Source organism: Streptomyces sp. NPDC001070 (assembly GCF_053598835.1).
Window position 1 is genome coordinate 135,831 of the sequence record NZ_JBSFLB010000003.1, and the last position, 25,456, is coordinate 161,286.

A 25,456-nucleotide genomic window follows, 5' to 3' on the forward strand; every position below is an offset into this window, starting at 1 on the left:
GGTGGAGCGTGGGCCCGTCGTTCTGCTGCGGTATCCCCTCGACGCCCGTCCGGTGCTCGTCCGCGGCCTGCCCGGGTGCCGCCTTCTGTGATTTGGCGCGTCCATGGCAAGGCTGTGTGGAAGGTGGCCGGGGCCGGCCTGCCCTCCCCCAAGCTCGAAGGAGCATGTCCGTGACCACTGTGCCCGCTCTCCAACTGGCTCCCTTCTACTGTCCGATCGCACCCGCCAGACACCCCTTGGCGGACCTGTTCGACCGGACCACCAACGAGTGGCTCCGTCGGTTCGGTCTCTACGAGGACGAGTCCCAGCGCGAGCGCCTGGAGCACGTCGGTGCGGGCCGGCTCGCCGCCCTCACCTCGCCCTTCGGGAGCCGGGAGGCGACGCAGATATCGTCCGACATCGGCATGTGGCTGTTCGCCTTCGATGACGCGCACTGCGACGAGGGTCGGCTCGGACGCGATCCCGGTGAGCTGAGCCGGGTGCTGATCCGGCTGCTGCGCATCCTGGAGGCCCCCGAACCTCCGCTGTCGCCGGACAGCCCCTACCACTCCTTCGAGGCGGCCTTCCTGGACCTGCGGCTGCGCCTGGGTCGGGTGGCGACGCCCGTCCAGATAGGCCGCTGGACCGATGCCATGCGCATGTACTTCTTCAGCCAGGTGTGGGAGGCCGCCAACCGCGTCGAGCGGGTCACGCCCGACCTCGACACGTATGCCCTGCTGCGCATCCACAACGGCGCGATGAAGGTCAGCGTCATGATGCTCGATATCGCGGAGGGCTACGAACTGCCTCCGGCCGAGCTGGAGCGCCCCGACGTCCGCGCGCTGACGGAGGCGACCTGCCTGCTGGCCGGCTGGGACAACGACATCCTGTCCTACCGCAAGGAGCACCTGCGCGACGGTGACGACCAGAACCTGCTCGACGTCCTCGCGCACGCCACGGGCAAGCCCGTCCCCGGCATGGTCTCCGAGGCGATGTTCCTGCGCGACCAGGTCATGGTCCTCTTCCGGACGCTGAGCGAGCAGGTGAGCGGTACCGCCTCGTCCGAGCTGCGGCGGTACGTGACCTCGCTCGGCCACTGGATACGGGCGAACCTCGAATGGGGAACCACCTGTGAGCGCTATCTCAACCCCGAGGACCCGGCCTACCTGCCGACCACCTGGGCGGCGGCGCCGCTGCCAGGCAGCGACGCCCCGGTCGACCTCCCGGCGATCTCCTGGTGGTGGCGGCAGCTGAAGGGCTGACGCCCGCCCCGCGCAGCCGCGCCCTGATGTCCTCGCGCCCTCGTCGCGTTCCCGTCAGCGGGATGCCGCGAGGGCGCCGGCGCGTCCGGGTGCGAAGGCGTCGTCCGTGCCGGCGGCCGCCGGAAAGTCGGCGGTGGGGCCGTCGGCGGACTGGGGGCCGGGTGCCGTGCCGGGCGGAGGCTCACCGGCGGCCGGGTGCTTGTCGCAGGAGCAAGTGGGCTTCAGCATGTCGATCTCTCCCAGCGTGTGAGCCCGGGACCATCGCACGGGACGCGATGATCCACGGTCGTTTCTTACCAGACCAGGACATTCGCCACTGTGGCGTTGAGGATTCCCGCGCCCCGGCCGACTCAACCGGCTAACGTGCTCCGTTCTCAACAGGCCGGTGCCGCCAACCGGGTTGAACGCGCGGGCCACTTGATCCGTACCGGCGGCCGGCGGGCGCCGGCGCCTCCTAGGATCGCGCCATGGAACTGACGTTCGTGGACGTGAAGCCCGGTGAACCGGCTATGACCGCTGAAGTCGGGCCTTTGATAAGGATGTTGAGGCCTGCCCTCACCGCCGACGGTTTCGCGGCCTTCGCCGCCGAGGCGCACGGGCAGGGCGTGGTCTTCACCGCGGCGCTGGACGAGCGGGACCGCTACCTGGGGGTCGCCACGCACCGTGTGCTGACCTCCAGCAGGGGACGGCTGATGCTCGTCGACGACCTGGTCACGGCGCCGGAGGCGCGTGGCGCGGGGGTCGGCACGCGGCTGCTGGCGGAGGTGGAGGCCAGGGGCCGCGCGGCGGGGTGCCAGCGGCTCGAACTGGACGCGGGCGTGGCCAACCACGGGGCGCACCGCTTCTGCCACGCACGCCGTATGGCGATCACGGGGCTGCACTTCGCGCGCGAGCTCACCTGAGGCCCGCCGGCCCGGCAGCCCCGCCAAGGGCCGCCCGCCGGCCCGGCCCGCTCAGAGGTCCCCGGTGAAGGCGACCAGTTGCGGGGTTCCCCACGGCGCGGTCACCGGGGTCCGGGTGGCGTGGTCGACGAGCCACTTCTTGAGCACCGTGAAGTCGGCGTCCCCGTAGGTGTCCTTGTAGAGCGCGGCGATACCGGTCACGTGCGGGGCCGCCATCGAGGTGCCGCTCATGATCGCGTAGAGCCCGTCGGGGTACGCGGAGGCGATGTCGACGCCGGGCGCGTTCAGGTTGACGCAGCTGCCGAAGTTGCTGAACGGCGCCCGGTGGTCGGCCCGGTCGGTGGCGGCGACGGTGAAGGCCTCCGTCGCGCTGGCCGGGGAGATGACGCAGGAGCTGACGTCGTCGTTGCCGGCCGCGACGACCGGGAAGACCCCGGCCCGGGCCAGCGCGTCCAGGGCCTCGTTCATCGTCGGCGAGTAGAGCCCGCCCAGCGAGATGTTGGCCACGGCGGGCTTCACCGCGTGCCGGGCGACCCAGTTGATCCCGGCGATGATGCCGGAGTTCGGGCCGCGCGCCTCGCAGTTCAGCACGCGTACGGCGACCAGCGAGACCGCCCGGGCGATCCCGGTGTGCTCGCCGCCGACCGTGCCGGCGACGTGCGTGCCGTGCCCCGCGCAGTCGGCGCCGTTGCGGTCGTCGTCCATCTCGTCGATGCCCGGCCTGGCGCGGCCGCCGAACTCCGGGTGGGCGAAGTCGATCCCGCTGTCGATGATGTACGCGGTGACCTTGGCGCCGGTCGCCTTGACGGTGAAGCCGTGCGTCGCCGGCGCCCGGTTGTTCACCCGCTCCAGGCCCCAGAACCTGCCGGTGCCGTCGGCCGGGGGCGCACCGGAGGGCAGGCTCCGGCTGGTCGTCACCGGGACCCGGTCCTCCGCGGGCAGCGTGACGGTGGTGTCCTGCTCGACGCCGCGCACGGACGGCAGGGCGCGCACCCGGGCCAGTTGGGGTCCGGTGAGCGGGGCGGCGAAGCCCCGCACGACGCTGTCGTACACGTGGGCCGGGGTGACTCCGGCCGCGCTCGCGACGGAGGCGGGGTCGCTTTTCGGCGCGAGGGTGACGATGTAGTGGCCGGGGATGGCGTTCGGCGCCCCCGCGCCGAGCAGCGGTGCGAGGGCGACGGGGGTGTGCGCGTGCGCCGGGTTCGGCGCGGGGAGGGCGGCCAGCGCGGGGACGGCGGTCATCAGCACCGCGGCGAAGGTCCGGCGCAGGGACACACGCATGCGTCGATCTCCTCCAGGTCGGCGGACGGGTCGGCCGGCGGGCCGTCAGCCGGCCCTCTGTTCCACCCTGTCAGCCGGGATCGGGCCCGGGCGCGCCTTGGTACGCCATCCGTGCCGGGGTGCGACGAGCAGTCCCAGTCCGATCCACACGTAGGCGCTGCCGCCCACGAACGCCCCCGCGCCGCCGGTGCCCGGAGCACCCCGCCACAGCCACACGACGCTGCTGCAGAGCAGGACGTAGCTGCCGACCGCGGCCATCGCGAGACCCCTGGTCCGCACCAGCAGCGCCTCGCCGGCCAGCGCCGCGAGCGCCGGGATCAGCCACACCAGGTGGTGCACCCAGGTGACCGGGCTGACCAGACAGGCCGTCACCCCGGTCAGCGCGACCCCCGTCACGACGTCGGCCCGCCGCACCTTGTACGCCCACACCGCGAGCACCGCGACCACCGCCACCGCCCACGCCCCCGTGGGTGCGTCGAGTCGGGCGAAGGTGCCGCGCAGCGACTGGTTCGAGGCGTACGAGAGGGAGCCGACCCGGTCGGTGTCCCACATCGCCCGCGTCCAGAAGTCGCGTGACGCCCCGGGCGCGACCAGCGCCGCCAGCAGGGTCGCCCCGGCGGCCGTGGTGGCCGCGGTGATCCCGGCGCGGCGGTGCCCGGAGAACAGCAGCCACCCGATGAACAGCGCGGGTGTCAGCTTCACGGCGGCGGCGAGGCCGATCGCGCAGCCCGCCCACCGGCCGCCGCGCCGGAGCAGTTCCGCGTCGGCGAGTACCAGCGCGAGCAGGACCAGGTTGACCTGCCCGAAGGTGAAGGTGTCGTGGACCGGCTCCAGGAGCGCCATCAGGCACACGGCCAGCACCATGGTGTACCAGGGGTGCCAGCCCTCGCGGCGCACGATCGGCCACACCGTCCACCACAGGACCGCCGCCGCGGCGCAGATGTTGAGCGCGGCCGCGATGACGACGGCCGCGGGCCAGCTCACCAGGGCCATCGGCAGCATGCACAGCGCGGCGAACGGGGGATAGGTGAAGCCGTACCGGGTGCCGGGCTTCAGGTAGTCGTAGACGCCCACGCCGCCGTGCACCCAGGAGTTGACGGCGCCCCAGTACACGCCGACGTCGAACCAGTGCCGGTGCAGGGGCACGGTGGCCAGGAACAGCGCGGTCGCGGCCACGGCGGCGGCCGCCGTCACGGTCCGTCTCATGAGGCGAGCGCGGGCCGTACGAGCCGCACCAGGCGCATCGCGGCGAGCGGCAGCAGGGCCAGGGCCGCACCCGTCGCCGCGAGGGCGATCTGACGGGGTGTCGCGGCGAATCCGCTGGGCAGCACCGCGAGCGCCAGCGCGGCACTGGCGAGCGCGGCGAGCCTGCGCACCCGGCCGTCCGGGGCGGCCACGGCGAGCGGCACGAACCCCCACAGCAGGTACCAGGGGCGTATCGCCGGGCCCAGCAGTGCCACCGCGAGCAGGCTGATCCCGAGGGCGTACACCGGCCCGATCCGTTCGCGGAACAGCCAGACGGCGGCGATGACGAGCGCGGCCGCGGCCATGCCGAGCAGCCGCCAGACGTCCGGGGTGCCGATGAACCGGCCCAGGACGTTGACCAGCGACCAGTTGGAGGCGGAGGCCGGTGTGGTCAGCGCGCCGATCCAGCCGTAGCCGACGCCCGTGACGGCGGTGACCGCCACGGTGGCCGCCCCGGCGACCGCCGCCGTGGCCGCCCCGGCGCGCGCGAGGCGCCGGCGGCCCTCCAGGTGTTCCGCCCACAGGCTGGCCACGACCAGCAGTCCGAGCGCCGCCGGTGCCTTGACGAGGGCGGCCAGGGTGACCAGCGCGGCGGCCACGACCGGGCGCCGGGCGAGTGCCGCCCCCAGGCCCGCGCCGAGCAGGCCGAGCATCACCGCGTCGTTGTGCGCCCCCGCCACCAGGTGCAGCAGCACCAGCGGGTTGAGCGCCCCCAGCCACACGGCCGCGGCGGGGTCCGCGCCGCACCGCCGGGCGAGCCGGGGCAGCAGCGTGGCCAGCAGGGCCACGCCCAGCAGTGCCAGCGCCCGCATCCCGGTCACCCCCGCGTGCGCCCCGAACCGTGCCAGCGCCAGGAACGCCGGCCCGTACGGTGCCGGGGTGTTCTGCCAGATCGCCGGCACCTCGGCCGCGGCCGTGCCGCCGAGCACGCTCGGCCCGTGCGTGTAGGCGTCGATGCCCGCGTTGACCATCGCGCCCTGCGCCAGATAGCTGTAGACGTCCCTGCTGAACAGCGGCGGGGCCAGCAGCAGCGGCGCCGCCCACGCGGCGAAGGTCGTCAGCAGGGCGCGTATCGAGGGCGGCCGGGGCCCGCGCACCACCCGTCCGAGCTGCCACCACGCCGCGATCAGCAGTCCGAGGCCGAAGTACGCCACCAGCAGCCCGGCCGCCGCCTCCCCCCGCGGGAGCGCGATTCCGTCCCGTACGGGCAGCGCCCCCGCGGCCCTGCCGCCGACCGCCAGCGCGGTGGTGCCGGCCAGTCCGAGAGCCATCGTGCGAGTCACGCCCGCACGGTCCCATCGCCGGGTGTCCGCCGGACGACCGGCGGGCGACCTGCGGATGACCGGCCCGCACGCGCTCCGGCCGCTTCGCTACGGTGAGGGGATGTTCACGCCCGAGGAACGCGGCCGAGTGCGGGCCCGGCTGCTCGGTCTCGCCGCGGACGACCCGGACGTCACGGGAGCCGCGGTCACCGGTTCGCTCGCGGTCGCGGACGGCGGCGACCGGTGGTCCGACATCGATCTGGTCCTCGGGGTGCGGGGCGGGGTGGGCGCGGCCCTGCGGCGCTGGACGGCGTGGCTGTACGGGGCGGAGTTCGGGGCGCTGCACCACTGGGACCTTCCGGCGGGGGAGACCGTCTACCGGGTGTTCCTGCTGCCGGGGGCGCTGGAGGCGGATGTCGCGTTCACGCCGGAGGAGGAGTTCGGGCCCCGGGGGCCCCAGTGGCGGACCGTGTTCGGCGCCGCGGGTCCCGTGCCGGAGGCCGTACGGGCGGATCCGGGGACGCCCGCGGGTCTCGGCTGGCACCACGTGCTGCACGCCGCGGCGAGCATCGACCGGGGTCGGCTGTGGCAGGCCGAGCACTGGATCGGCGCGGTGCGCACCCAGGTCATCGCCCTCGCCTGCCTGCGCCTGGGGCACCCCGCGGCGTACGCGAAGGGTGCCCACCTGCTGCCGGAGGAGGTGACCGCCCCGCTGCACGCCACGCTGGTGCGCTCACCGGACCCGGCGGAGCTGCGCCGCGCCCTCGCCGCGGCGGCCACCGCCCTGGGCCGCGAAATGGCCCGCACCGACCCGGCGTTGGCGCGGCGGCTGTGGCCGGTCCTGGTGGAGCGGGGCGGCGCGGCCGGCTGAGGCCCCGGGCGGCCGCCACGAGGGACGGCCCGCCCGGCGCGGGGCACCGTGACGAGGGCCGGCGGGGCACCGTGCTCCGTGCGCGAGTGGCGATGCGATCCTGAACCGCGTGCGAGATGCGATGACGGTGGTCGAGGCGGCGTTCGCCGGTGTCCTCGGGGCGGCGGAGGGGGACGTGGAGGCGGCGCTGGACGCCGGGGCCTCGGCCATGGGGGCCGCGGAGGCCGGGTGGGAGGAGGTCGGCCGGGCGGTGGTGGCTGCGGCGGGCGGGCTGCTGCGGGGGTGCCGGGCGCGCGGCTGGGAGGACGCGGACCTGCTGCGGATGGCCCGCCGGGAGCTGCGGCCGGAGCACGTGCGGCTGGCCGGGCGGCTTGCGGCGGAGCAGGGCGGGGACCGGGACGGGGGGACCGGGGACTTCCTGTCGGCGTACGGCGCGGCCGAGCGGCTGGACCGCTTCGCCGTGGCGACGGCCGTGCTGGAACTCGTCCGCCTGCTGGGGCGGCTGCCCCGGATCGCCCCGCTGACCACGCCCGAGTCCCCGCCCTCGCCGGGCGGGACGGGGCATCCGATGCTGAAGCGCATCAGGGCGCTGCTGGCGAAGGCGGAGTCCACGTCCTTCCCGGAGGAGGCGGAGGCGCTGAGCGCTAAGGCCCAGCACCTGATGGCGCGGCACAGCGTCGACGAGGCACTGGTGGCGGGCGCCGCGCCGGGCGGCGGGGGTCCCGGCGCGCGGCGGATCGGCGTGGACCGGCCGTACGAGGCGCCGAAGGCACTGCTGCTGGACGCGGTCGCGGCGGCGAACCGCTGCCGTGCCGTGTGGTCGGCGGAGTTCGGCTTCTCGACGGTGGTCGGCTGGGAGGCCGACCTGGAGGCGGTGGAGGTGCTGTACACCTCGCTGCTGGTGCAGGCCGAGGCGGCGATCCTGCGGGCCGGCGGCCCGGGGCCCGCCGTGAAGCAGGGGCGGAGGGGCGCGAGGGCCGGGAAGGGCGCGAAGGGCGGGAACCTGTCCCGGGACTTCCGTGAGTCCTTCCTCATCGCGTACGCCGGCCGGATCGGGGAACGCCTGGCGGCCGCCGCCCGCGACGCGACGGAGGAGGCCGCGGAGGACGCCGGGGGCACGGAGGTGCTTCCCGTGCTCGCGGCCCGCGAGGTCGCCGTCGGGCGGGCCGCCGACGAGATGTTCCCGGAGACCAGGACCCAGCGGCTGAAGGGCCGTGACCGCGAGGGCTGGGAGCACGGCACGGCCGCCGCGGACCGGGCGGCCTTCCACCGCCCGGGCGGCTCCGGACGGGGGCGGAGCGGGGGTCCGCCGTCGGGGCCTCGCGGCTGAGGGAGCGTCGTCCGCAGCCCGTGGACGGGCGCCGGGCGGGTGCCGGGGTCCGCCGTCACCTTCCCGCCCGCCCGCCCTTCGGGCGGCCGGAACGCGGCGGCGGACCCTAGAACAGCCACCTGGTCTGGCTGTAGGTGGTGCCCCGGGCGTACGCGAAGGCCGTGGTGGGCTCCACCTCGTAGACCAGCGCCTCGTGGCCGTCGCCGACGAAGACCTGGTCGCCCACGTCGAAGTGCCACGCGGACCCGTACTTCGCCTCGTACGCCGCGGCGATGCGGCGCAGCTGGTTGTCGCTGCGCACACGCGCCGCCTGGCCCTCCAGCACCACGTCGAGGCCCTCGCCCAGCGCGTTGTTGCCGGTGGTGAGGACCACCCGGCGGTTGTGGGCGAGGTTCTTCGCCTTGCGTTCGTCGGCGCCGGTGCAGAAGTGCAGGGCGTCGTCCAGCCAGACCCCGATGAGCGGGGTGACGTGCGGGCGGCCGTCGGGACGGACGGTGGTCAGCCAGTAGATCTCGGCTCCGGCCAGCTGCCCGCGGGCGTCGTGCCAGGTCGTGGGGGCGGCGTCGGCGCTGCTGTAGCGGGAGTCGAGCTCGGGCTCGGGTTCTTTTTCTTCTGCCATGGCTCCACTGATACTCCATCAGCCCGCGCGCAGCGTGTACGCGCTGTCCACGGCTTCCGCCAGGTCGCGCACCGCGGGGTCCTCGGTGACCTCGGCCAGCGCGTGCGCGCGGTCGCCGAGCTCGGCCAGGCCGGGCGCGCCGGGCAGCTGCTCGTCGCCGGTGTCGTAGGTGCGCAGCGCGTCGGCGAAGTAGGCGGCGACCGCGTCCACCCGCAGCCTCGGCGAGGTGCCGGAGTCCCACAGCCGGCCGGCGAGCCGGTCCGCCTCGATGCCGGTGGAGGCCTCGTGCGGGGAGCGGTCCGCCGGGTCGAGCCAGCGCACGGTCGCGGTGGCGACGTGGCCCCGGGCGCCCTGCTTCAGCCGTACGGCGTAGAGCGCGGTGACGGTGTGGCCGGGGCCGACCTCGCCGCCGTCGACCCGGTCGTCGCGGAAGTCCTCGTCGGCGACGGCGCGGTTCTCGAAGCCGATCAGGCGGTAGCGGTCGACGGTCCGCGGGTCGAAGGCGACCTGGGCCTTGGCGTCGCGGGCGCGGAGGCCGATGTTGACGGGCAGTTGCTCCACGAACAGGGCGCGGGCCTCGGCCGGCGTCGAGACGTACGAGGTGTGGCCGTCGCCCTTGTCGACCAGCGCTTCCATCAGCCGGTCGCCGTACTCGCTGCCGACACCGACCCCGAACAGCGCGATGCCGTGCCGGGCGCGGGCCCGGTCGATGCGCTCCAGGAGGGCGTCGGGCTCGGTCTCCCCGGTGTTGGCGAGGGCGTCGGACAGCAGCACGACCCGGTTGGTGGCCCCGCGGCGGGCGCTCTCCAGAGCCACGTCGTAGCCGGTGCGCAGGCCCGCCTCCAGGTTGGTCGAGGCCTCGGGCGCGAGCCGGCCGATGACGGAACGGGCGTGCCGCCGGGCGCCCTCGGCGCCGAGCCGGGTGGCGGGCAGGACGACCCGCGCGTGGTCGCTGAAGGTCACGACGGCGAGGGAGTCGTCGTCGCGCAGTTCGCCGACGGCCGCGCCGAGCGCCTTCTGCACCAGGTCGAGGCGGCCCGGATCGCCCATGGAGCCGGAGACGTCCACGACGAAGGTGAGGACGGCCGGCGGCCGCGCCAGCTCGTCCGCGGCGCGCGTGGCGAGGCCGACCCGCAGCAGGGTCCAGCCCTCCTCGTCGCCGATGCGCGCGCCGTCCGCGGTGACGGAGAAGCCGTCGCCCCTGGGGGCGGGGTAGTCCTGGCGGAAGCTGTTGACGAACTCCTCGTAGCGCACGTCCGACGGGTCGGGCAGCGAGCCCTGGCCGAGCCGCCGCTTGGCGTATCCGTACGACGCGGTGTCCACGTCCAGCGCGAACGTCGACAGCTGTGCGGCGTCCGGCGCCCGCCGCAGGCCCTGGTCCCGCGCGTCGGTGTCCCCGCCGTTCCACTCGGTGCCCTCGGGGGCGTCCGCGCCCCGTACCGGTCCGGGCCGCGCGTCGCCGGTGTGCCCCCGGTCGCCGCTCGCGCTGCAACCCGTCAGCACCGCCCCGGCGGCGACCGCCGCCAGCACCGTCGCCGTGATCCGCCGCATCACCGTCACCCGCTTCCCCCGGGGCGCCCCCTGCGCCTTCTGCGACTGTGACGCACGGGGTGCCGGACGGGTGGCATCGGGGCCGTTGCGGAAGGGTCTCAGTCGGGCAACGTCCCCTCGCCCGGGCCGCCTTGACGATCGCGGTACAGGTCCCGCAGCAGCGCGATCTCGGCCCCGTGGTGGATGACCTCGCGGTTGATGTGCAGGACGAGCGCCGCCAGCGGCTCCTTCGCGAACGGCCCCTCCTCCGGCCCGCACGGCCGTGCCAGGCCCTCGGCGCCGAGGCCGCGGACGCCGTCGCGCCATGCCGCGTACGTCGCGTCCAGTTGCGCGAGTGCGCCGTCGGCGGTGCCCGCGAACGCGAAGTCCCGGCCGGCGAAGTCCACCGGCGGCCCGCCGAAGTGCGAGGCGACGCGCAGGCCCAGCACACCCGTGATGATGTGGCCCAGGCGCCACGCGATCGTCGTCACGGGGCCGGGCTCCTGCGGCGGCCACGCGAAGTCCAGCCTGAAGTCCCCGGTCCCGGCCTCGATGGGGGCCCTGCCGCTGCCGTGCGGCCGGACGCTCCAGCAGCCGGGCACGGGCTCCCAGAAGTACTCGTCGTCGGTCAGGCCCTCCAGCCGTGGGCGCAGCTGGTTCCGCCAGTGCCAGTCCAGTTGGTCCGTCAACTGGGCGTTCCAGTCGGGTTCCGCCGATTCCATGGGGCCCAGGATAGGGCGGGGCGCCGGCGGCGCGCCGGTACGTCGACCACCCGGACGGCGGGGCGGGTGCCGCCGGCTCAGGCGTCCGATCCGGCGCGCGCGGCACGGACGCCGTAGAGGGCCGCCCCGGCGGCGAGGACGGCCGCGCCCGCGGCGACGGAGGTCCAGGGCAGGGCGAAGGCGAGGACGAGGCAGCCGAGGAGGCCGAGGGCGGGCACGGCGCGCCGGGCACCGGGGCCCAGGGTCCAGGCCGAGGCGTTGGCGACGGCGTAGTACGCGAGGACGCCGAAGGAGGAGAAGCCGATCGCACCGCGCAGGTCGGCCGTGGCCGCCAGGACGGCGACGACGGCGCCGACGGCGAGTTCGGCGTGGTGCGGGACCCCGAACCGCGGGTGCACCGCGGCCAGCGTCCGCGGCAGGTGCCCGTCGCGGGCCATGGCCAGGGTCGTCCGGGAGACCCCGAGGATGAGCGCGAGCAGCGAGCCGGTCGCGGCGACGGCGGCGCCCACCCGCATCACCGGGGCGAGGCCGCCCGCCGCGTCGGCCAGGGGCGCCGCCGAGCGGGCGAGCCCCTGCGGGCCCAGCACCGCCAGCAGGGCGACCGCGACGGCGGCGTACACGGCCAGCGTGATGCCGAGGGCGAGCGGGATCGCCCGGGGGATCGTGCGTGCCGGGTCCCTGACCTCCTCGCCGAGCGTGGCGATCCTGGCGTACCCGGCGAAGGCGAAGAACAGCAGGCCCGCCGCCTGCAGCACCCCGCCCACGGTCGCGTCGGCCCCGATGTCCAGCCGGGCGGCGTCGGCCTCGCCGCCGGTGAACGCGGCGACCACGAAGGCCGCGAGCACGGCGAGCACGACCGCGACGATGCCGCGGGTGAGCCATGCCGCCTTCTGGACGCCGGCGTAGTTGACGGCGGTGAGCGCCACGACCGCCGCGACGCCGATCGCGCGCTGCTGCTCGGGCCAGACGTAGGTGCCGATCGTCAGCGCCATCGCCCCGCAGGAGGCCGTCTTGCCGACGACGAAGGACCAGCCGGCCAGGTAGCCCCAGAAGGGTCCGAGCCGCTCGCGCCCGTAGACGTACGTCCCGCCCGAGGCGGGGTGGAGCGCGGCGAGCCGGGCCGAGGACATCGCGTTGCAGTAGGCGACGACGGCGGCCGCCGCGAGCCCGACGAGCAGCCCGGACCCCGCCGCGCGGGCGGCCGGGGCGAAGGCCGCGAAGACCCCCGCGCCGATCATCGAGCCGAGTCCGATGACGGTGGCGTCGAAGACGCCGAGCCGTCGCTGCAGTATCGCGTTCCCACCGGTCACGGCAGCAAAGCTATACCGTCCCACTGCTAGACACGGCGTCAACAAGCTGCCATCGTGACCGCCGGGAACGGGGACGGAACGACGAAGTGACAACGCGACGACGCGAAGGCGAAGGGCGGCGAGCATGGCGCAGCGCTGGGTCACGGCCTCCGACGGGGTGCGGCTGGCGGTGTACGAGCAGGGGGACCCGGCCGGGCCCACGGTCCTGTGCGTGCACGGCTTCCCCGACGACCACGGCGTGTGGGACGGCGTCGCCGCCCGCCTCGCCGGCCGCGGCTTCCACGTCGTGACGTACGACGTGCGCGGCTCCGGCGCCTCCGGGGTGCCGCGCCGCACCCGCGCCTACCGGCTGCCGCAGCTCGCCGCCGACACGACCGCCGTCGCCGACGCGGTCAGCCCGCACGCGCCGGTCCACCTGGTCACCCACGACTGGGGCTCGGTGCAGAGCTGGCATACCGTCAGCACCCCGGAACTCGCCCACCGCTACGCCTCGATCACCTCGATCTCCGGCCCCGACCTGGACCACACCGGCCGCTGGTACCGCGCCCAGCTGCGCCGTCCGGCCCCGGCCCGGCTGCTGAAGCTCGCCAAGCAGTCGCTGGCCTCGCAGTACGTGGGCTTCTTCCACCTCGCCGGGGTCGCCGAACTCGCCTGCCGCAGCGGCTTCCTGGACGGCGTGGTCAAGACCCTGCGCCGCCTGGAGACCGGCGAGGCCCCGGCGGGCTACGGCCCCGGGCTCGCCGCCCGCAACCGCGCCGGGCTCAGGCTCTACCGCGCCAACGTGCTGCCCCGCATGCTCCGCCCTCGCGTCCGGCACGCCGCGCTCCCGGCGGTCGTGCTGGCCCCGTCCAAGGACGTGTTCGTCCTGCCGCCCTGGCAGACCGAGATCACCGACTGGGCGCCCGGCGCCGAGATCCACCACGTGGAAGGCGGCCACTGGCTGCCGTCCCACCGCCCGGACCTCGTCGCCGAGCACGCCGCGCGGCTCATCGACCGCGCCGAGAAGGAAAGGACCGCGGCATGACCACCGAGCCCGAGCACCTCGTCCTCAAGCCGCGTGACGTGCAGTGGGACTGGGCCGGTCTGCCCGTCCGCTACCTGGACGACGACGCCTTCCTCACCCACTTCGCCAACGTGCTCAACATCCTGCTCCCCGAGGGCGAGGACTGGTTCCTCACCGTCTTCCAGCAGGCCGTCCCCATGATCAGGGACGACCGGCTGCGCGAGGACGTCATCGGCTTCATCGGCCAGGAGGCCATGCACTCGCAGGCCCACCAGTCGCTGATGGAGCACTTCAACGCGGCCGGCCTGGACACCGACGGTTTCATCGCCCAACTGCGCTGGTTCTTCCAGGAGATGCTCGGCGACCGCGGACTGACCGGCAGGGCCGCGCACGGCTGGCTCGTCGAGCGGGTCGCGATCATCGCCGCCATCGAGCACGTCACGTCCTTCCTCGGCGACTGGATCCTGGGCGCGCACGCGCTGGACGCCCTCGACAAGCACGAGAAGGCCGAGGCCGTCCTCGACCTCTACCGCTGGCACGGAGCGGAGGAGGTCGAGCACCGCGCCGTCGCGTACGACCTGTTCACCCATCTCGACGGCCGCTACCGGCACCGCGTGCGGGCGCACCTGGTCGCCTTCCCCGTGCTGCTCTACTGGTGGGTGCGCGGCCTGCGCTGCCTCATGGCCGCGGACCCGCTGGGCGCCGGGAAGCCGCGCTGGCGCGACTGGTACCGCGGCGCCCGGCGCGGACTGCTGCCCCCGCCGCGCGCGGTCGCGCGGCTGTTCCTCTCCTATCTGCGGCCCGGCTACCACCCGTCCCAGTACGGGTCCACCACGCAGGCCGTCACCTATCTCGCGTCCTCGCCCGCCGCGCGCGCCGCGCTCCACTAGGGGGTCTTCGTACGTGTCCCTGCACGACCCGCGCACCCTTCCCTCGCCTCCGGCATGGCCGACCCCGCCGCCCCGCCGGGCCGGGGGCTCCCGCCCCGAACCTCTGCTCGCGCTGCTCGCCCGGATCACCCCGCTGCTGGTGCGCGGCAGCGCGCGGCGGCCGGTGCGCGAACCGGCCGCCGTCGACCGTTCGCTGGCGCTGCGTGTCGCGGACGTCTCGGCGGAGGCGGAGGGCGTCGTCGGCCTGCGGCTGGTCCGCGCGGACGGCGGGACCGCGCCGCTGCCCGCCTGGCACCCCGGCGCCCATCTCGACCTCGACCTGCCGTCCGGGCGGCGCCGCCAGTACAGCCTGTGCGGCGACCCGGCCGACCGGGGCGCCTACCGCATCGCGGTGCGGCTCGTCCTGGGCGGGGAGGGCGGCTCCCGCGAGATGCACCTCCTCACCCCCGGCGCGGTCCTGCGCACCCTCGGCCCGCGCAACGCCTTCCCCCTGGCCCTGACCGGCTCCGGGCCCCTGCTGTTCCTCGCGGGCGGCATCGGGATCACGCCGATCCTGCCCATGGTGCGCGCCGCGGCCGCCGCCGGGGCGGACTGGCGCCTGGTGTACGCGGGGCGCAGCCGGGCGACGCTGCCGTTCCTGGCGGAGCTCGCGGAACTGGCGGCACACGATCCCTCGCGGGTGCGCGTCCGTACCGACGAGGAGGCCGGCGGGCCCCCGACGGCGGCGGAACTGCTGGAGGGCGCCGGCCCCGGCACCGCGGTCTACTTCTGCGGGCCGCCCGGGCTCATCCCCGCGTTGCGTTCCGCGCCGGTGCTGCATGTGGAGCGCTTCTCGCCGCCGCCGATCACGGACGGCACGGCCTTCGAGATACAGCTCGGCCGGGGCGGGGAGGTGCTCCCCGTCCCGGCCGACCGCTCCGCGCTCTCCGTCCTGACGGCCGCGCGGCCCGCGACGTCGTACTCCTGCCGCCAGGGCTTCTGCGGCACATGCCGCGTCCGCGTCCTCGCGGGCGGGGAGGCGGTCCGTCACGGCGGCAGCGCCACCGCCCGCCGCACGGACGACGCGATGCTCGTCTGCGTCTCCCGCGCGGCCCCGGGCTCCCGCGTCACCCTCGACGTCTGAACCGGGGCGGCCCGTGCCATGGTGGCGGGGTGCCGGACGGCCGCCCGGCACACCCCGCCAGGCCGGGCGGCTACGCGGACAGGGGGTCCAGGGGCATGGGGACGGCGTGGCCCTCCAGCATCGCGCCGAGGCCGAGCACCGCGCAGACGTCTGGCCGGTCCGCGATCGTGACCGGCATCCCGGTGGCCTGACGGAGCATCATGTCGAGCCCCGGCAGCAGCGCGCTGCCGCCCGCGAGCATGATGCCGCGGTCGGTGAGGTCGGCGACCAGGTCCGGCGGGCACCGCCTGAGCACCATGCCGATCCCATCGACCAGCGTCGCCATGGGCATCCGGATCGCCTGCCGCACCCCCTCGGTGTCGACGCGGACGGTGCGGGCGATCCCGCTCGCGACGTCGCGCCCCTGGACCTCCGCGCTGGGTGCGGTGGGCCCGGGGGCGGAGAGGATCTCGTGCAGCGGCCGCACCGACTGGCTGGGCAGGACCAGTTCGTGCGTGTTGCGCAGGTGCTGGACGACCGCGTGGTCGATCGCGTCGCCGCCCACCGGGATGGTCTCCGCCGCGACGATCGCGCCCAGCGACATGACGGCGATCTGCGTGGTGCTGGCCCCGGCCAGCATGAGCATCGTCGCTTCGGGCTGCTCGACCGGCAGCCCGCACCCGACGGCGGCCGCGATGACGGAGTCGACCAGTTCGACCCGGCGTGAGCCGAGGCCGTACAGCGTCTCGACCGCGGCCCGCTGGGCCAGCGGGCCGCTGCCGTTGGGGGTGCACACGGCCGCCCGGAGCATCGGCTTGCGCCGCCAGGCCTTGCGGAGCTGACCGCCCAGCAGGTGGCGGAGCATGCGCTGGGCCATGTCGATGTCGACGACCATGCCGGCCTGGATGGGGCGGACCACGCGGATGTGGTCGGGGGTGCGTCCGGTCATCTTCTCGGCGAGCTCGCCGACCGCGATGAGGGCGCCGCTGTGCGCGTTGACGGCGGCCACGCTGGGCTCGTCCACGACGAGTCCCTGGTGCTTGAGATAGACCCGGGTGCGGGATGCCCCGAGGTCGACGGCAACGGAGCAACGACGCAACTGCGCCAGACTGACGGTCACGGCAGATCCTCCCCGAGGGGCCGGTTCCAGGGCCCGCCCCTGCGGCGGCCCGTCTGATCATCGTGCGGGCGCAAGTCGAAATCCGCCTGTTGTGATGGTCCGAGCGGATGATCCGGTCATCGCACGATCCGTGCCGCCAGGACCGCTATGTCGTCGTCCGCCGGCTCCACGACCAGCAAGGACAGGACCCTGTCGATCAATCCGCCCAGATCACCGTCGGGGTGCAGTCGCAACCCGGCGAGACGGTCGAGGGAGGCGTCGATGTCCTCCCCGCGCCGCTCGACGAGGCCGTCCGTGTAGAGGAGCAGGACGTCGCCGGGCCGGCAGGCGATCGAGACGGGTTCGTAGCCGCCGTGGCCGGTGCCCAGCGGCGGCCCCACCGGGATGCTGACGATGTCGACCGTGCCGTTCGGCCGGATGACGGCGGGCGGCAGATGACCGGCGCCGGCGTAGGTGCACTTGCTGCGCGCCGGGTCGACCAGGGCCAGCAGGCAACTGGCCGGGCGGCCCGACTCGGTCTCCGAGATGAGGGTGTCGAGCCGGCGCAGGATGCGGTGCGGCGGCAGGTCGGCCGCGGCAACGAACCGCAGCATCGAGCGGTACTGGCTCATGTCGACGGATGCCTCGACCCCGTGCCCCATCACGTCGCCCATGGCCAGCAGGGTGCGCCCGTACGGCAGCCGTACGGTGTCGTACCAGTCGCCGCCCACCAGCGCGGTGCTGCCGGCCGGCTGGTAGCGGAACGCGGCCTCGACGGAGGGGTGCGGGGAGCCCGGCTCGGACATCAGGGCGCGCTGCAACTCCAGGGCGATGCCGTGCTCGTGGGTGTATCGGCGGGCGTTGTCGAGGTAGATCGCGGCCCGCCGCACGACGTCCTGGACGGTCTCGGTGTCCCGGTCGGTGAACCCCGGGGACTCGCCGCAGCGGACCAGGGTCACCGTGCCGATCGGCTCGCCGCGCGCGGCGAGCGGCACGACGAGCGCGGAGTGGATGCCGACCGCCCGGTAGGCGGCCATCCGCTCCCGGCCGGGGCCGCCGTGACCCAGCGCGTTGTCGCCGGCCAGGTTCTGCAGCACCGGGCGGCCGCTCTGCAGGCAGCGCGGGATGGTCGTGCCGGACGGGTACTCCACGTACTCCCCGGGCTCGCCGAAGATCTTGACCTGCTCGCGCAGGTTCGGCAGCGCCGCCATGGCGGCCCGGCGCAGTCGCAGCACGCCGCGGTTGTAGGGGGTGGCGCGCTCGGTGGGGAAGACCTCGACGGTGGCGATGTCGGCGAGCAGCGGCACGAGGAATCCGGCGAGCTCGGCGCAGGTCTCGTCCATCTCCAGCGTGGTGCCGATGAACGTGGCCGCGCGGTCCAGGATCGCCAGCCGCTCCCGGGCCCGCTCCAGTTCCTGCTGGTGCTGGCGGGCGGCGCTGACCTCCAGCATGATCCCGACGAGCCCGAGCACCGTGCCGTCGTCGGCGTCCAGCCGGTGGTAGGCGCCCTGCCAGTGGCGCCGGGCCGGTTCCGCCTCGGCCCGTGTGCGGCCGCTGGACGGCACCTCGCGCGACTTGCCGTCGGACAGGACCTGACGCAGCGCCTCCTCGCCGGCGTCGTCGAGGTCCGGCAGCACCTCGCCGATCGTGCGGCCCAGGTGGGCCTCGGCGGGCAGGCCGTTCATCCGGGCGAGGGCGGGATTGACGTAGACGTAGCGAAGCTGCGGGTCGAAGATGCCCACGCCCGCCGGCGTGCCGTCCAGTACCTGCCGCAGGACCGCGTGGTCCAGCGGTGACCAGCTGCCGGGCTCACCGTCGCCGCTCACCCGGTCACCCTCCTGTCCGCCGAGTGCGCCCGTTCCCATGATCGGCCGGTCCCGCGCCGGGCGCACGCCCGGATGCGGTCACCCCGCCGGGTGGCCGTCGGCCGGTGGGGCGTGTCGTCCGGGCACCCCGGTGACCTGGCCGGAAAGGATCGGGTGATGCGATGGAGGACGGCGGTCGCGGCGCTCTGCCTGCTGCTGACCGCGTCGCCGGCGGCGGCCGGTGAGCGGCCCGACCCGCGCCCCGGCCCGCCGGCGCGGGTGGAACGGCTGTACGCGCAGGCCGCCCGGGCCGTGCAGGCGTACGAGGAGGCGGAGCGGGCGGTCCGCCGCAAGCGCGCCGACCTGCGGCTGCTGCACCGGGCCGCGGAGGGTGAGCGGCGCCGGCTGGCGGTGCTGCGGGACCGGATGGGGGCGATGGCCCGCAGCGAGTACCGAAGCGGAGGGCTGAGTCCTTCGGCGCGGCTGCTGCTGACCGGACGGCCCGACCGGCTGCTGGAGGGCGCGACCCTGGCGTGGCAGGGCGACCACGCGCAGGCCGCGCTGCTGGCCGAGCGGACGCTGGCCGAGCGCCGGCTTGCGGCGGACACCGAGGCGGTCGACCGGACGCTGGCGGTGCTGGCCCGCGAGGCCCGCCGCAAGGACGCGCTCCGGCGGCGCATCGAGGCGCGGCTGCTGCGCGCCCAGGCCCAGTTGTCGGCCCGGGACCTGGCGCTGATGGCCCACGAGGGCCTCTCCGCGGACTGCCCGCACGACGTCCCCCCGGCCCCGCGGCGCTCGTCCGCCGCCGCCCTCCGTCACGGCGCCCCGCACTGGGTCCGCCCGGTGGCGCACTCCACGCTGACCGCGGGGTACGACGAGGCCGGGGCGCACTGGGCGCACCGCCACACCGGCCAGGACTTCGCGGTCCCGCCGGGCACCCCGGTCCGCGCGGTGGGCGACGGCACGGTGGTGGTGGCCGGGTGCGGCGACGGCTTCGGCAACCAGATCGTCATCCGGCACGACGACGGCTACTGCACGCACTACGCCCATCTGTCCGTCCTGGAGGTTGTCCCCGGGCAGCGGGTCCGCGCGGGCGAGCAGATCGGCCGGTCCGGCAACTCCGGCAACTCCACCGGTCCGCACCTGCACTTCGAGGTCCGCGTCACGCCCCAGATGGGCTCCGCCGTCCCTCCGCTGCCCTGGATGGCCCGGCGCGGTGTGCGGTTCGCCGACTGACCGCCGCGGGCACCCCACCCCTGCCACGGTTCACACGGGCTCGCCGGTGTGCGGCCGCCGGCGCTGATCATTCGGCGCCGGTTTCCGACCTGCGGGGGGCTTGCGTGCGCACTTCGCGCACACCGGCCTGCCGTCTCCGTACCGCAGCCGTACGTCCGACCGCGACCGGCCTGTGGCCGGGCCGCTGACCGCCTCGTCCGCCTTCGCCGGTCAGCCCCCGCCCTCGTGGCGTGCCGCCTCCGCGCGCAGCGAGCGCCGCAGTTCCTGCGCCGCGCGGCGGTCCTCGGCGGAGGCGTCGATGACGTCCAGGAAGATCTGGTCCAGTTCGGGGAACTCCTGGGTGAGCGTGCGCTTGATGCGGACCGCGGCCTCCTCCACCGTCTCGCTGTCGATCCCCTCGGTCAGGTCCACCCGGGCGGCCAGCAGCACCGAGTCGATGCCGAGCCGCATCGTCAGCAGTGCGGTGACCGTGTCGATCTCCGGCTGCCGCGCCAGCAGTTCGTGCGCCCGCTGGCGGAGCCGCGGGTCGGCGGCCTCGCCGATGAGGGTCTCCCGGCAGTCCCTGCCGAGCCGGTAGGCGACGTACATCAGCAGCGCGGCGATCGCCAGGGACGCGTACGCCTCCCAGGTCCGGTTGCCGGTGATCCAGTGCAGTACGACACCGGCGAGCGCCAGCAGCACACCGAGGACCGCGGCGCTGTCCTCACCGATCACCGTGCGCAGCGTGGGGTCCTCGCCCCCGCGCAGTTCGGCGCGGAACGAGCGGCCGTGCGCGCGGGCCCCGTCCCGTACCTGGAGCAGCGCCTTGGCCAGCGAGGACCCCTCGGCGAGCAGGGAGACGACCAGGACGGCCAGCGCGGTCAGGAAGGCCCGCGTGGTGTGCGGCTCACGCTCGTGGAACGCGGATACACCCTGGTAGAAGGAGAAGCAGCCGCCCATCACGAAGATCCCCACGGCGGCGAGCAGCGACCAGAACCAGCGCTCCTTGCCGTAGCCGAAGGGGTGCTGGGCGTCGGGCCCGCGCCGGCTGCGGCGCAGCGCGGCCAGCAGGAAGACCTCGTTGAGGGTGTCGGCCACCGAGTGCGCCGCTTCCGACAGGAGCGCCGGCGACGTGGTGAGCAGCCCGCCGACCGCCTTCGCCACGGCGATCATCAGGTTCGCGGCGAGAGCGACGAAGACGGTGCCCCTGGTCTGCTTGTCCTTCCCCATGGGGAGCGTGTGCCCCGCGTGGAGCCGCTCAGTGGTGGAAGGCGGTGGGCGCCTCGCCGGGCGGGTGGAGCGGGTGCTCCTGGGCGCGCAGCTGGGGGAGGTAGCGCTGCAGGTCGGCGAGGAAGAGGTCGGCGAGGTCCTCGGAGAAGCCGTTGCGGACCACGATCCGCAGCACCGCCAGGTCCTCGCGGTTCGGCGGGTAGGTGTAGGCGGGCACCTGCCAGCCGCGCTCGCGCATCCGCCGGGAGACGTCGAAGACGTCGTAGGCGGTGACGTGGTCGGCGGTGGTGAAGGCGAAGACCGGCAGCTGGTCGCCACGGGTGATCATCCGGAAGTCCCCGCACTCCTCGATCCGCGAGGCGAGGTAGCCGGCCACGTCGCGGGCGGTCTGCTGGACGGTGCGGAAGCCGTCCCGGCCCAGCCGCAGGAAGGTGTAGTACTGGGCGACGACCTGGGCGCCCGGCCGGGAGAAGTTCAGGGCGAAGGTCGGCATTTCGCCGCCGAGGTAGTTGACCCGGAAGACCAGTTCCTCGGGCAGGGCGTCGGTGTCCCGCCACAGCGCCCAGCCGACGCCGGGGTAGACGAGCCCGTACTTGTGGCCGGAGGTGTTGATCGAGGACACCCGGGGCAGCCGGAAGTCCCAGACCAGGTCCTCGTCGAGGAAGGGCGCGATCATCGCCCCGGAGGCCCCGTCGACGTGGACGGGGATGTCGAGCCCGGTCCGCTCCTGCAGGGCGTCGAGCGCGGCGCAGATCTCGGCCACGGGCTCGTAGGAGCCGTCGAAGGTCGAGCCGAGGACGGCCACGACCCCGATGGTGTTCTCGTCGCACAGCGCGACGGCGGCGTCCGCCTCCAGGTGCAGCCGGTCGCCCTCCATCGGCACCAGGCGCGGCTCGACCTCCCAGAAGTTGCAGAACTTCTCCCAGCAGACCTGCACGTTGCCGCCCATGACCAGGTTCGGGCGGCCGGAGCCGGGGTGGCGGTCGCCGGTGCGCTTGGTCCAGCGGCGGGCGAAGGACGTGCCCCGGCCGGCACCGTCGCCGGCGCGCTTCATCCAGCGGCGCTTGAGGGCCATCCCGGCGAGCATGCATGCCTCGGAGGAGCCGGTGGTGGAGCAGCCGACGGCGCTCTCCGGATCGGGGGCGTGCCACAGGTCGGCGAGCATCGACACGCAGCGCCGCTCCAGTTCGGCGGTGCGCGGGTACTCGTCCTTGTCGATCATGTTCTTGTCGCGGCACTCGCCCATCAGCACCCCGGCCTCGGGCTCCATCCACGTGGTGACGAAGGTGGCGAGGTTGAGGCGGGCGTTGCCGTCGAGCATCAGCTCGTCGTGGACCAGCTGATACGCCGTCGAGGGTGTCATCGGCCCGTCGGGCAGCCGGTGCTTCGGCGGCGCCGCGCGCATCCCGGCGACCGGGTCGGCCCCGGCGTAGAAGGGGTTGACGGCGAGTTTCGGCAGGCCTTCGGCACCTTTGTGCAGCGACATACCGTCACGATAAGGGCGAAATCGGCCATCGGCAGGTCGGCGGCCGGGGACGTCCGGGCGCCGGGTCAGCCCGCCGAGGCCATCGACAGCTTCGCCGCGAAGCCCAGGAAGAGCGCCGCGGCGCCCGAGGTCAGCCCAGCCGCCAGCCGCCTGCGGCGGCGGAACTGGGCGGCCAGGAAGGTTCCGCCGAATATCAGCAGCGTCAGGTAGCAGAAGCTGAAGATCTGCGCGATCGCGCCCAGCGCCAGGAAGGACAGCGCCGGATGGGCGTAGCCGGGGTCCACGAACTGCACGAAGAAGGAGATGAAGAACAGGATCGCCTTGGGGTTGAGCAGGCTGATCACCAGCGCCCGCCGGAAGGGCTGCTCGGTGTCCGCCACCGCGTCGGCCACGGCCTCCACCGCCACCGGCTCCGTGTGCCGCGCCCGCCACATCCCCCAGGCGGCCCGCGCCATGCCGAAGGCGATCCACGCCAGGTAGCCGGCGCCGGCGTACTTCACGATGCCGAACAGCACGGCGTTCGCCTTGAGCAGCCCCGCCACCCCGGCCGCCGAGGCGGTCATCAGCACCGTGTCGCCGAGGAAGACGCCCAGCGCCGCGCGGTACGCCGTGCGGACCCCTCGGCGCGCCGCGACGGACAGCGTGTACAGCGAGTTCGGCCCCGGCAGCAGCACGATCAGTACGGTGCCCAGCACATACGTCGACAGGTCGGTGATTCCCAGCATGCGCACCAATATGGCACTTGCACCTCACGTGGCGTGAGGCCGGAGGGTGTGGTCATGAACACGAGCACGGGCTACTCGGTCGGGCAGGTGGCGGGCTTCGCCGGCGTGACCGTCCGCACGCTGCACCACTACGACGAGATCGGGCTGCTGTCGCCCAGCACCCGCAGCCACGCGGGTCACCGGCGCTACAGCGACACCGACCTCGACCGGCTGCAGCAGATCCTCTTCTACCGGGAGCTCGGCTTTCCCCTGGACCAGGTGGCGGTCCTCCTCGACGACCCGGCCGCGGACCCGCGGGAGCACCTGCGGCGCCAGCACGAGCTGCTGACCGCGCGGATCGGGAAGCTGACGGAGATGGCCGACGCCGTCCAACGAGCCATGGAGGCACGCACGATGGGCATCAACCTCACGCCCGAGGAGAAGTTCGAGGTCTTCGGGGAGTACGACCTCGACCAGCACGCCGAGGAGACCCGGGAGCGCTGGGGCGACACCGAGGCGTACGAGCAGTCGCAGCGCCGCGCCGCCTCCTACACCAAGGAGGACTGGCTGCGGATCAAGGCGGAGCAGGACGAATGGGCCGCCCGGCTCGTCGCGCTCCGCGACACCGGCGCCCCGGCCGACGGCGAGGCCGCGATGGACCTGGCGGAGGAGCACCGGCAGTTCATCGTGGACCACTACTACGACTGCACGTACGAGATCCACACCGGTCTCGCCGGGATGTACCTGGCCGACCCGCGCTTCCACGCCTTCTACGAGGCGATCGCGCCGGGCACCGCGCAGTACGTCCACGACGCGATCCTGGCCAACGCTAGGCGTGCCGGGGCGTGATCACCGCCGCCGTGCCGTAGGCGCACACCTCGGTGCCGGCGTCCGCGGCCTCGCTGACGTCGAAGCGCATCATCAGCACGGCGTTGGCGCCGCGCGACTGCGCCTGTTCGACCAGCCGCTCCATCGCCTGGGTACGGGTCTGCGCCAGGGTCTTGGTGAGCCCCTTCAGCTCGCCGCCGACCAGGGACTTCAGGCCCGCGCCGATCTGGCTGCCCAGGTGGCGGGAGCGCACGGTGAGGCCGAAGACCTCGCCGATCACCCGGTCCACCCGGTAGCCCGGCACGTCGTTCGTGGTGACCACCAGGACGGCGGACTGGGGCGACTGTCCGCCGCCGTACTCGTCGATACCCATACGGGCATCGTCGCCCTGGCCGCCGTCCCGCGCAGTCTCAGTACTCCAGGCGCGGTGTCCGCTCCGGGGCCGGGCAGATCCGGTTGCCCTCGTGGTCGAAGACGTAGAGGTGCGCGAGGTCGACCAGCAGCGGCACGTGCTGGCCGGGGCGCAGCCGCAGGTCGGGCCCGGTGCGGACGACGAGGTCGCCGCCCCCGGCGGCGGACCGCTCGGTCTCCGGACGCGGTGCCGGGCGGTCCAGCACGGCTGTCTGGCACTGGCCGGAGACCCGTGCGGCGGCCTTCTGCACCAGGCGGCCGAGGCCGGCCCCGCCGCCCGGCCGGGACGCGGCCCGGGAGCGCTGCCGCGCGCCGGCCGGACGGGCGGCCTCCAGCTCGGGCACGACGGCCGGGCGGGCCCCGGTGCTCAGGTGCACCAGCGACTCGTGGCCCTGGTACTCCACGTGCTCCACGACGCCGCTCAGCACCACCTCGCCGGGCCGCGCGCTGCTCGGCCGGTCGATGCGCACGGCCTCCGAGCGCAGGCCGACGATGACCGGCCGGCCCTGCTGGATGCGGAGCATCTGGTGGTCCCTGCTCAGCGGCTGGGGGAGGACGAGCCGCTGCCGGCCGAGGTCGATCCACATCGCGCCGTCGAGTGGGGCCACCACCGTCGCCTCCAGCAGGTTGATCCGCGGGGTGCCGATGAAGGCGGCCACGAAGACGTTCTGCGGCAGGTGATATGCCTCACGCGGGGTGCTCACCTGCTGCAGCACACCGCTGCGCATAATCGCCACACGGTCGCCCAGCGACATCGCCTCGGCCTGGTCGTGGGTGACGTACACCGTCGTCACGCCCATGCCGCGGGTCAGCCGGGCGATCTCGGCGCGCAGGTGCGAGCGGAGCTTGGCGTCGAGGTTGGACAGCGGTTCGTCCATCAGGAAGACGGACGGGTGCCGGGAGATGGCCCGGCCCATCGCGACCCGCTGCCGCTCGCCGCCGGACAGCTGGCCGGGGTAGCGGTCGAGGATGTCCTCGATGCCCAGGGTGCGGGCGGTCTCGGCGACCCGGGGGCCGGTGTCCTGCCCGGGCATCTCGAAGCGCAGCGGGAAACCGATGTTCTCCCGGCTGGTCATGCTCGGGTAGAGGGCGAAGTTCTGGAAGACCATGGCCATCCTCCGGTCGCCCGGTGCCAGGTCGTTGGCGTACTCGCCGTCCAGGAGCAGCTCGCCCGAGGTGATGTCCTCCAGACCCGCGATCATGCGCAGGACCGTGGATTTGCCGCAGCCCGACGGGCCGAGCAGCACCAGGAACTCACCAGGGGCGATGTCCAGGGAGAAGTGTTCGACGGCGCGTACGCCGCGGCCGTAGGACTTCGAAACGTCGTGCAGGGAGATGGCGCGAGTCATGTGGGTTCCGCCGGATGATGA

24 protein-coding genes are annotated in these 25,456 nt (G+C 74.4%); 9 read left to right on the forward strand and 15 right to left on the reverse strand.

The features are described from left to right. Positions 1-170 precede the first annotated feature (170 nt). The gene (locus tag ACWDAS_RS04950; protein WP_450387411.1) at positions 171-1,241 is read left to right on the forward strand and encodes a terpene synthase family protein; all 1,071 of its coding nucleotides are present in this window, start codon (positions 171-173) and stop codon (positions 1,239-1,241) included. A gap of 54 nt (positions 1,242-1,295) precedes the next feature. Here the strand turns inward: ACWDAS_RS04950 and ACWDAS_RS04955 are convergent, their stop codons facing one another. Next, positions 1,296-1,469, reverse strand: coding sequence for a hypothetical protein (locus ACWDAS_RS04955; protein ID WP_450387412.1), 174 nt, complete (start codon positions 1,467-1,469; stop codon positions 1,296-1,298). Positions 1,470-1,708: 239 nt separating this feature from the next. On the opposite strand from ACWDAS_RS04955, the gene ACWDAS_RS04960 reads away from it, so the two are divergent. Beyond that, positions 1,709-2,143 carry a GNAT family N-acetyltransferase gene (locus ACWDAS_RS04960; protein WP_450387413.1) on the forward strand — a complete coding sequence of 145 codons (435 nt, stop codon included), beginning with the start codon at positions 1,709-1,711 and terminating at the stop codon, positions 2,141-2,143. A gap of 51 nt (positions 2,144-2,194) precedes the next feature. Here ACWDAS_RS04960 and ACWDAS_RS04965 read toward each other — a convergent pair whose 3' ends face one another. Genes ACWDAS_RS04965 through mptB form a run of 3 tightly spaced genes read right to left on the reverse strand, consistent with a single transcriptional unit; the run spans position 2,195 to position 5,940 of the window. Further along, a complete protein-coding gene (locus tag ACWDAS_RS04965) occupies positions 2,195-3,424 on the reverse strand; it encodes a S8 family peptidase (RefSeq protein WP_450387414.1) in 1,230 nt (409 codons plus the stop codon). Between the two features lie 45 nt (positions 3,425-3,469). Then, the gene (locus ACWDAS_RS04970; RefSeq protein WP_450387415.1) at positions 3,470-4,630 is read right to left on the reverse strand and encodes a glycosyltransferase 87 family protein; all 1,161 of its coding nucleotides are present in this window, start codon (positions 4,628-4,630) and stop codon (positions 3,470-3,472) included. Beyond that, positions 4,627-5,940 carry a polyprenol phosphomannose-dependent alpha 1,6 mannosyltransferase MptB gene (mptB, locus tag ACWDAS_RS04975; protein WP_450387619.1) on the reverse strand — a complete coding sequence of 438 codons (1,314 nt, stop codon included), beginning with the start codon at positions 5,938-5,940 and terminating at the stop codon, positions 4,627-4,629. The genes ACWDAS_RS04970 and mptB overlap by 4 nt, the downstream gene beginning before the upstream one ends. A gap of 34 nt (positions 5,941-5,974) precedes the next feature. Between mptB and ACWDAS_RS04980 the strand changes: the two genes are divergently transcribed. Both ACWDAS_RS04980 and ACWDAS_RS04985 read left to right on the forward strand, forming a co-directional pair. Continuing rightward, on the forward strand, positions 5,975-6,802 hold the full coding sequence (locus ACWDAS_RS04980) for a hypothetical protein (protein ID WP_450387416.1): 828 nt from the start codon (positions 5,975-5,977) through the stop codon (positions 6,800-6,802). A 121-nt stretch (positions 6,803-6,923) separates the two neighbouring features. Continuing rightward, a complete protein-coding gene (locus tag ACWDAS_RS04985; protein WP_450387620.1) occupies positions 6,924-8,132 on the forward strand; it encodes a DUF2786 domain-containing protein in 1,209 nt (402 codons plus the stop codon). 106 nt (positions 8,133-8,238) lie between these two features. Here ACWDAS_RS04985 and ACWDAS_RS04990 read toward each other — a convergent pair whose 3' ends face one another. The 4 genes from ACWDAS_RS04990 to ACWDAS_RS05005 form a co-directional block, all read right to left on the reverse strand. Beyond that, positions 8,239-8,751: a pyridoxamine 5'-phosphate oxidase family protein gene (locus ACWDAS_RS04990; protein WP_450387417.1), complete on the reverse strand. Its 513-nt coding sequence runs from the start codon at positions 8,749-8,751 to the stop codon at positions 8,239-8,241. Between the two features lie 18 nt (positions 8,752-8,769). Continuing rightward, positions 8,770-10,302, reverse strand: coding sequence for a YfbK domain-containing protein (locus tag ACWDAS_RS04995; protein WP_450387418.1), 1,533 nt, complete (start codon positions 10,300-10,302; stop codon positions 8,770-8,772). A gap of 98 nt (positions 10,303-10,400) precedes the next feature. Continuing rightward, positions 10,401-11,003, reverse strand: coding sequence for a DinB family protein (locus ACWDAS_RS05000; protein WP_450387419.1), 603 nt, complete (start codon positions 11,001-11,003; stop codon positions 10,401-10,403). A gap of 77 nt (positions 11,004-11,080) precedes the next feature. Then, a complete protein-coding gene (locus tag ACWDAS_RS05005; protein ID WP_450387420.1) occupies positions 11,081-12,313 on the reverse strand; it encodes an APC family permease in 1,233 nt (410 codons plus the stop codon). Between the two features lie 124 nt (positions 12,314-12,437). On the opposite strand from ACWDAS_RS05005, the gene ACWDAS_RS05010 reads away from it, so the two are divergent. Genes ACWDAS_RS05010 through ACWDAS_RS05020 form a run of 3 tightly spaced genes read left to right on the forward strand, consistent with a single transcriptional unit; the run spans position 12,438 to position 15,329 of the window. Beyond that, complete coding sequence (locus tag ACWDAS_RS05010; RefSeq protein WP_450387421.1) at positions 12,438-13,337, forward strand: alpha/beta fold hydrolase; 900 nt, start codon at positions 12,438-12,440, stop codon at positions 13,335-13,337. Continuing rightward, positions 13,334-14,206 carry a metal-dependent hydrolase gene (locus ACWDAS_RS05015; protein WP_450387422.1) on the forward strand — a complete coding sequence of 291 codons (873 nt, stop codon included), beginning with the start codon at positions 13,334-13,336 and terminating at the stop codon, positions 14,204-14,206. The genes ACWDAS_RS05010 and ACWDAS_RS05015 overlap by 4 nt, the downstream gene beginning before the upstream one ends. 13 nt (positions 14,207-14,219) lie before the next feature. Beyond that, entirely contained in the window at positions 14,220-15,329 is a 1,110-nt protein-coding gene (locus ACWDAS_RS05020) for a PDR/VanB family oxidoreductase (RefSeq protein ID WP_450387423.1), read from the forward strand. 70 nt (positions 15,330-15,399) lie between these two features. Here the strand turns inward: ACWDAS_RS05020 and ACWDAS_RS05025 are convergent, their stop codons facing one another. Both ACWDAS_RS05025 and ACWDAS_RS05030 read right to left on the reverse strand, forming a co-directional pair. Continuing rightward, complete coding sequence (locus tag ACWDAS_RS05025; protein ID WP_450387424.1) at positions 15,400-16,428, reverse strand: rod shape-determining protein; 1,029 nt, start codon at positions 16,426-16,428, stop codon at positions 15,400-15,402. Between the two features lie 116 nt (positions 16,429-16,544). Beyond that, positions 16,545-18,233, reverse strand: a complete 1,689-nt coding sequence (locus tag ACWDAS_RS05030) for a SpoIIE family protein phosphatase (protein WP_450387425.1) — start codon at positions 18,231-18,233, stop codon at positions 16,545-16,547. 156 nt (positions 18,234-18,389) lie between these two features. Here ACWDAS_RS05030 and ACWDAS_RS05035 point away from each other — a divergent pair, with 156 nt between their 5' ends. Then, complete coding sequence (locus ACWDAS_RS05035) at positions 18,390-19,448, forward strand: peptidoglycan DD-metalloendopeptidase family protein (protein WP_450387426.1); 1,059 nt, start codon at positions 18,390-18,392, stop codon at positions 19,446-19,448. 210 nt (positions 19,449-19,658) lie between these two features. Here ACWDAS_RS05035 and ACWDAS_RS05040 read toward each other — a convergent pair whose 3' ends face one another. The 3 genes from ACWDAS_RS05040 to leuE all read right to left on the reverse strand — a co-directional run bounded on the left by ACWDAS_RS05040 (position 19,659) and on the right by leuE (position 22,868). After that, entirely contained in the window at positions 19,659-20,657 is a 999-nt protein-coding gene (locus tag ACWDAS_RS05040; RefSeq protein ID WP_450387427.1) for a cation diffusion facilitator family transporter, read from the reverse strand. A gap of 28 nt (positions 20,658-20,685) precedes the next feature. Then, a complete protein-coding gene (locus ACWDAS_RS05045) occupies positions 20,686-22,143 on the reverse strand; it encodes a glutamate decarboxylase (protein WP_450387428.1) in 1,458 nt (485 codons plus the stop codon). A 65-nt stretch (positions 22,144-22,208) separates the two neighbouring features. Beyond that, on the reverse strand, positions 22,209-22,868 hold the full coding sequence (leuE, locus tag ACWDAS_RS05050) for a leucine efflux protein LeuE (RefSeq protein WP_450387429.1): 660 nt from the start codon (positions 22,866-22,868) through the stop codon (positions 22,209-22,211). 54 nt (positions 22,869-22,922) lie between these two features. Between leuE and ACWDAS_RS05055 the strand changes: the two genes are divergently transcribed. Then, positions 22,923-23,696 (forward strand): MerR family transcriptional regulator, encoded by a 774-nt coding sequence (locus ACWDAS_RS05055; protein ID WP_450387430.1) that lies wholly within the window; start codon positions 22,923-22,925, stop codon positions 23,694-23,696. On the opposite strand, the gene ACWDAS_RS05060 is transcribed toward ACWDAS_RS05055, so the two are convergent. Continuing rightward, a complete protein-coding gene (locus ACWDAS_RS05060; RefSeq protein ID WP_450387431.1) occupies positions 23,677-24,048 on the reverse strand; it encodes a YbjQ family protein in 372 nt (123 codons plus the stop codon). The two genes, ACWDAS_RS05055 and ACWDAS_RS05060, sit on opposite strands and share 20 nt — an antisense overlap. A 37-nt stretch (positions 24,049-24,085) precedes the next feature. Beyond that, entirely contained in the window at positions 24,086-25,435 is a 1,350-nt protein-coding gene (locus ACWDAS_RS05065; RefSeq protein WP_450387432.1) for an ABC transporter ATP-binding protein, read from the reverse strand. Positions 25,436-25,456 lie beyond the last annotated feature (21 nt).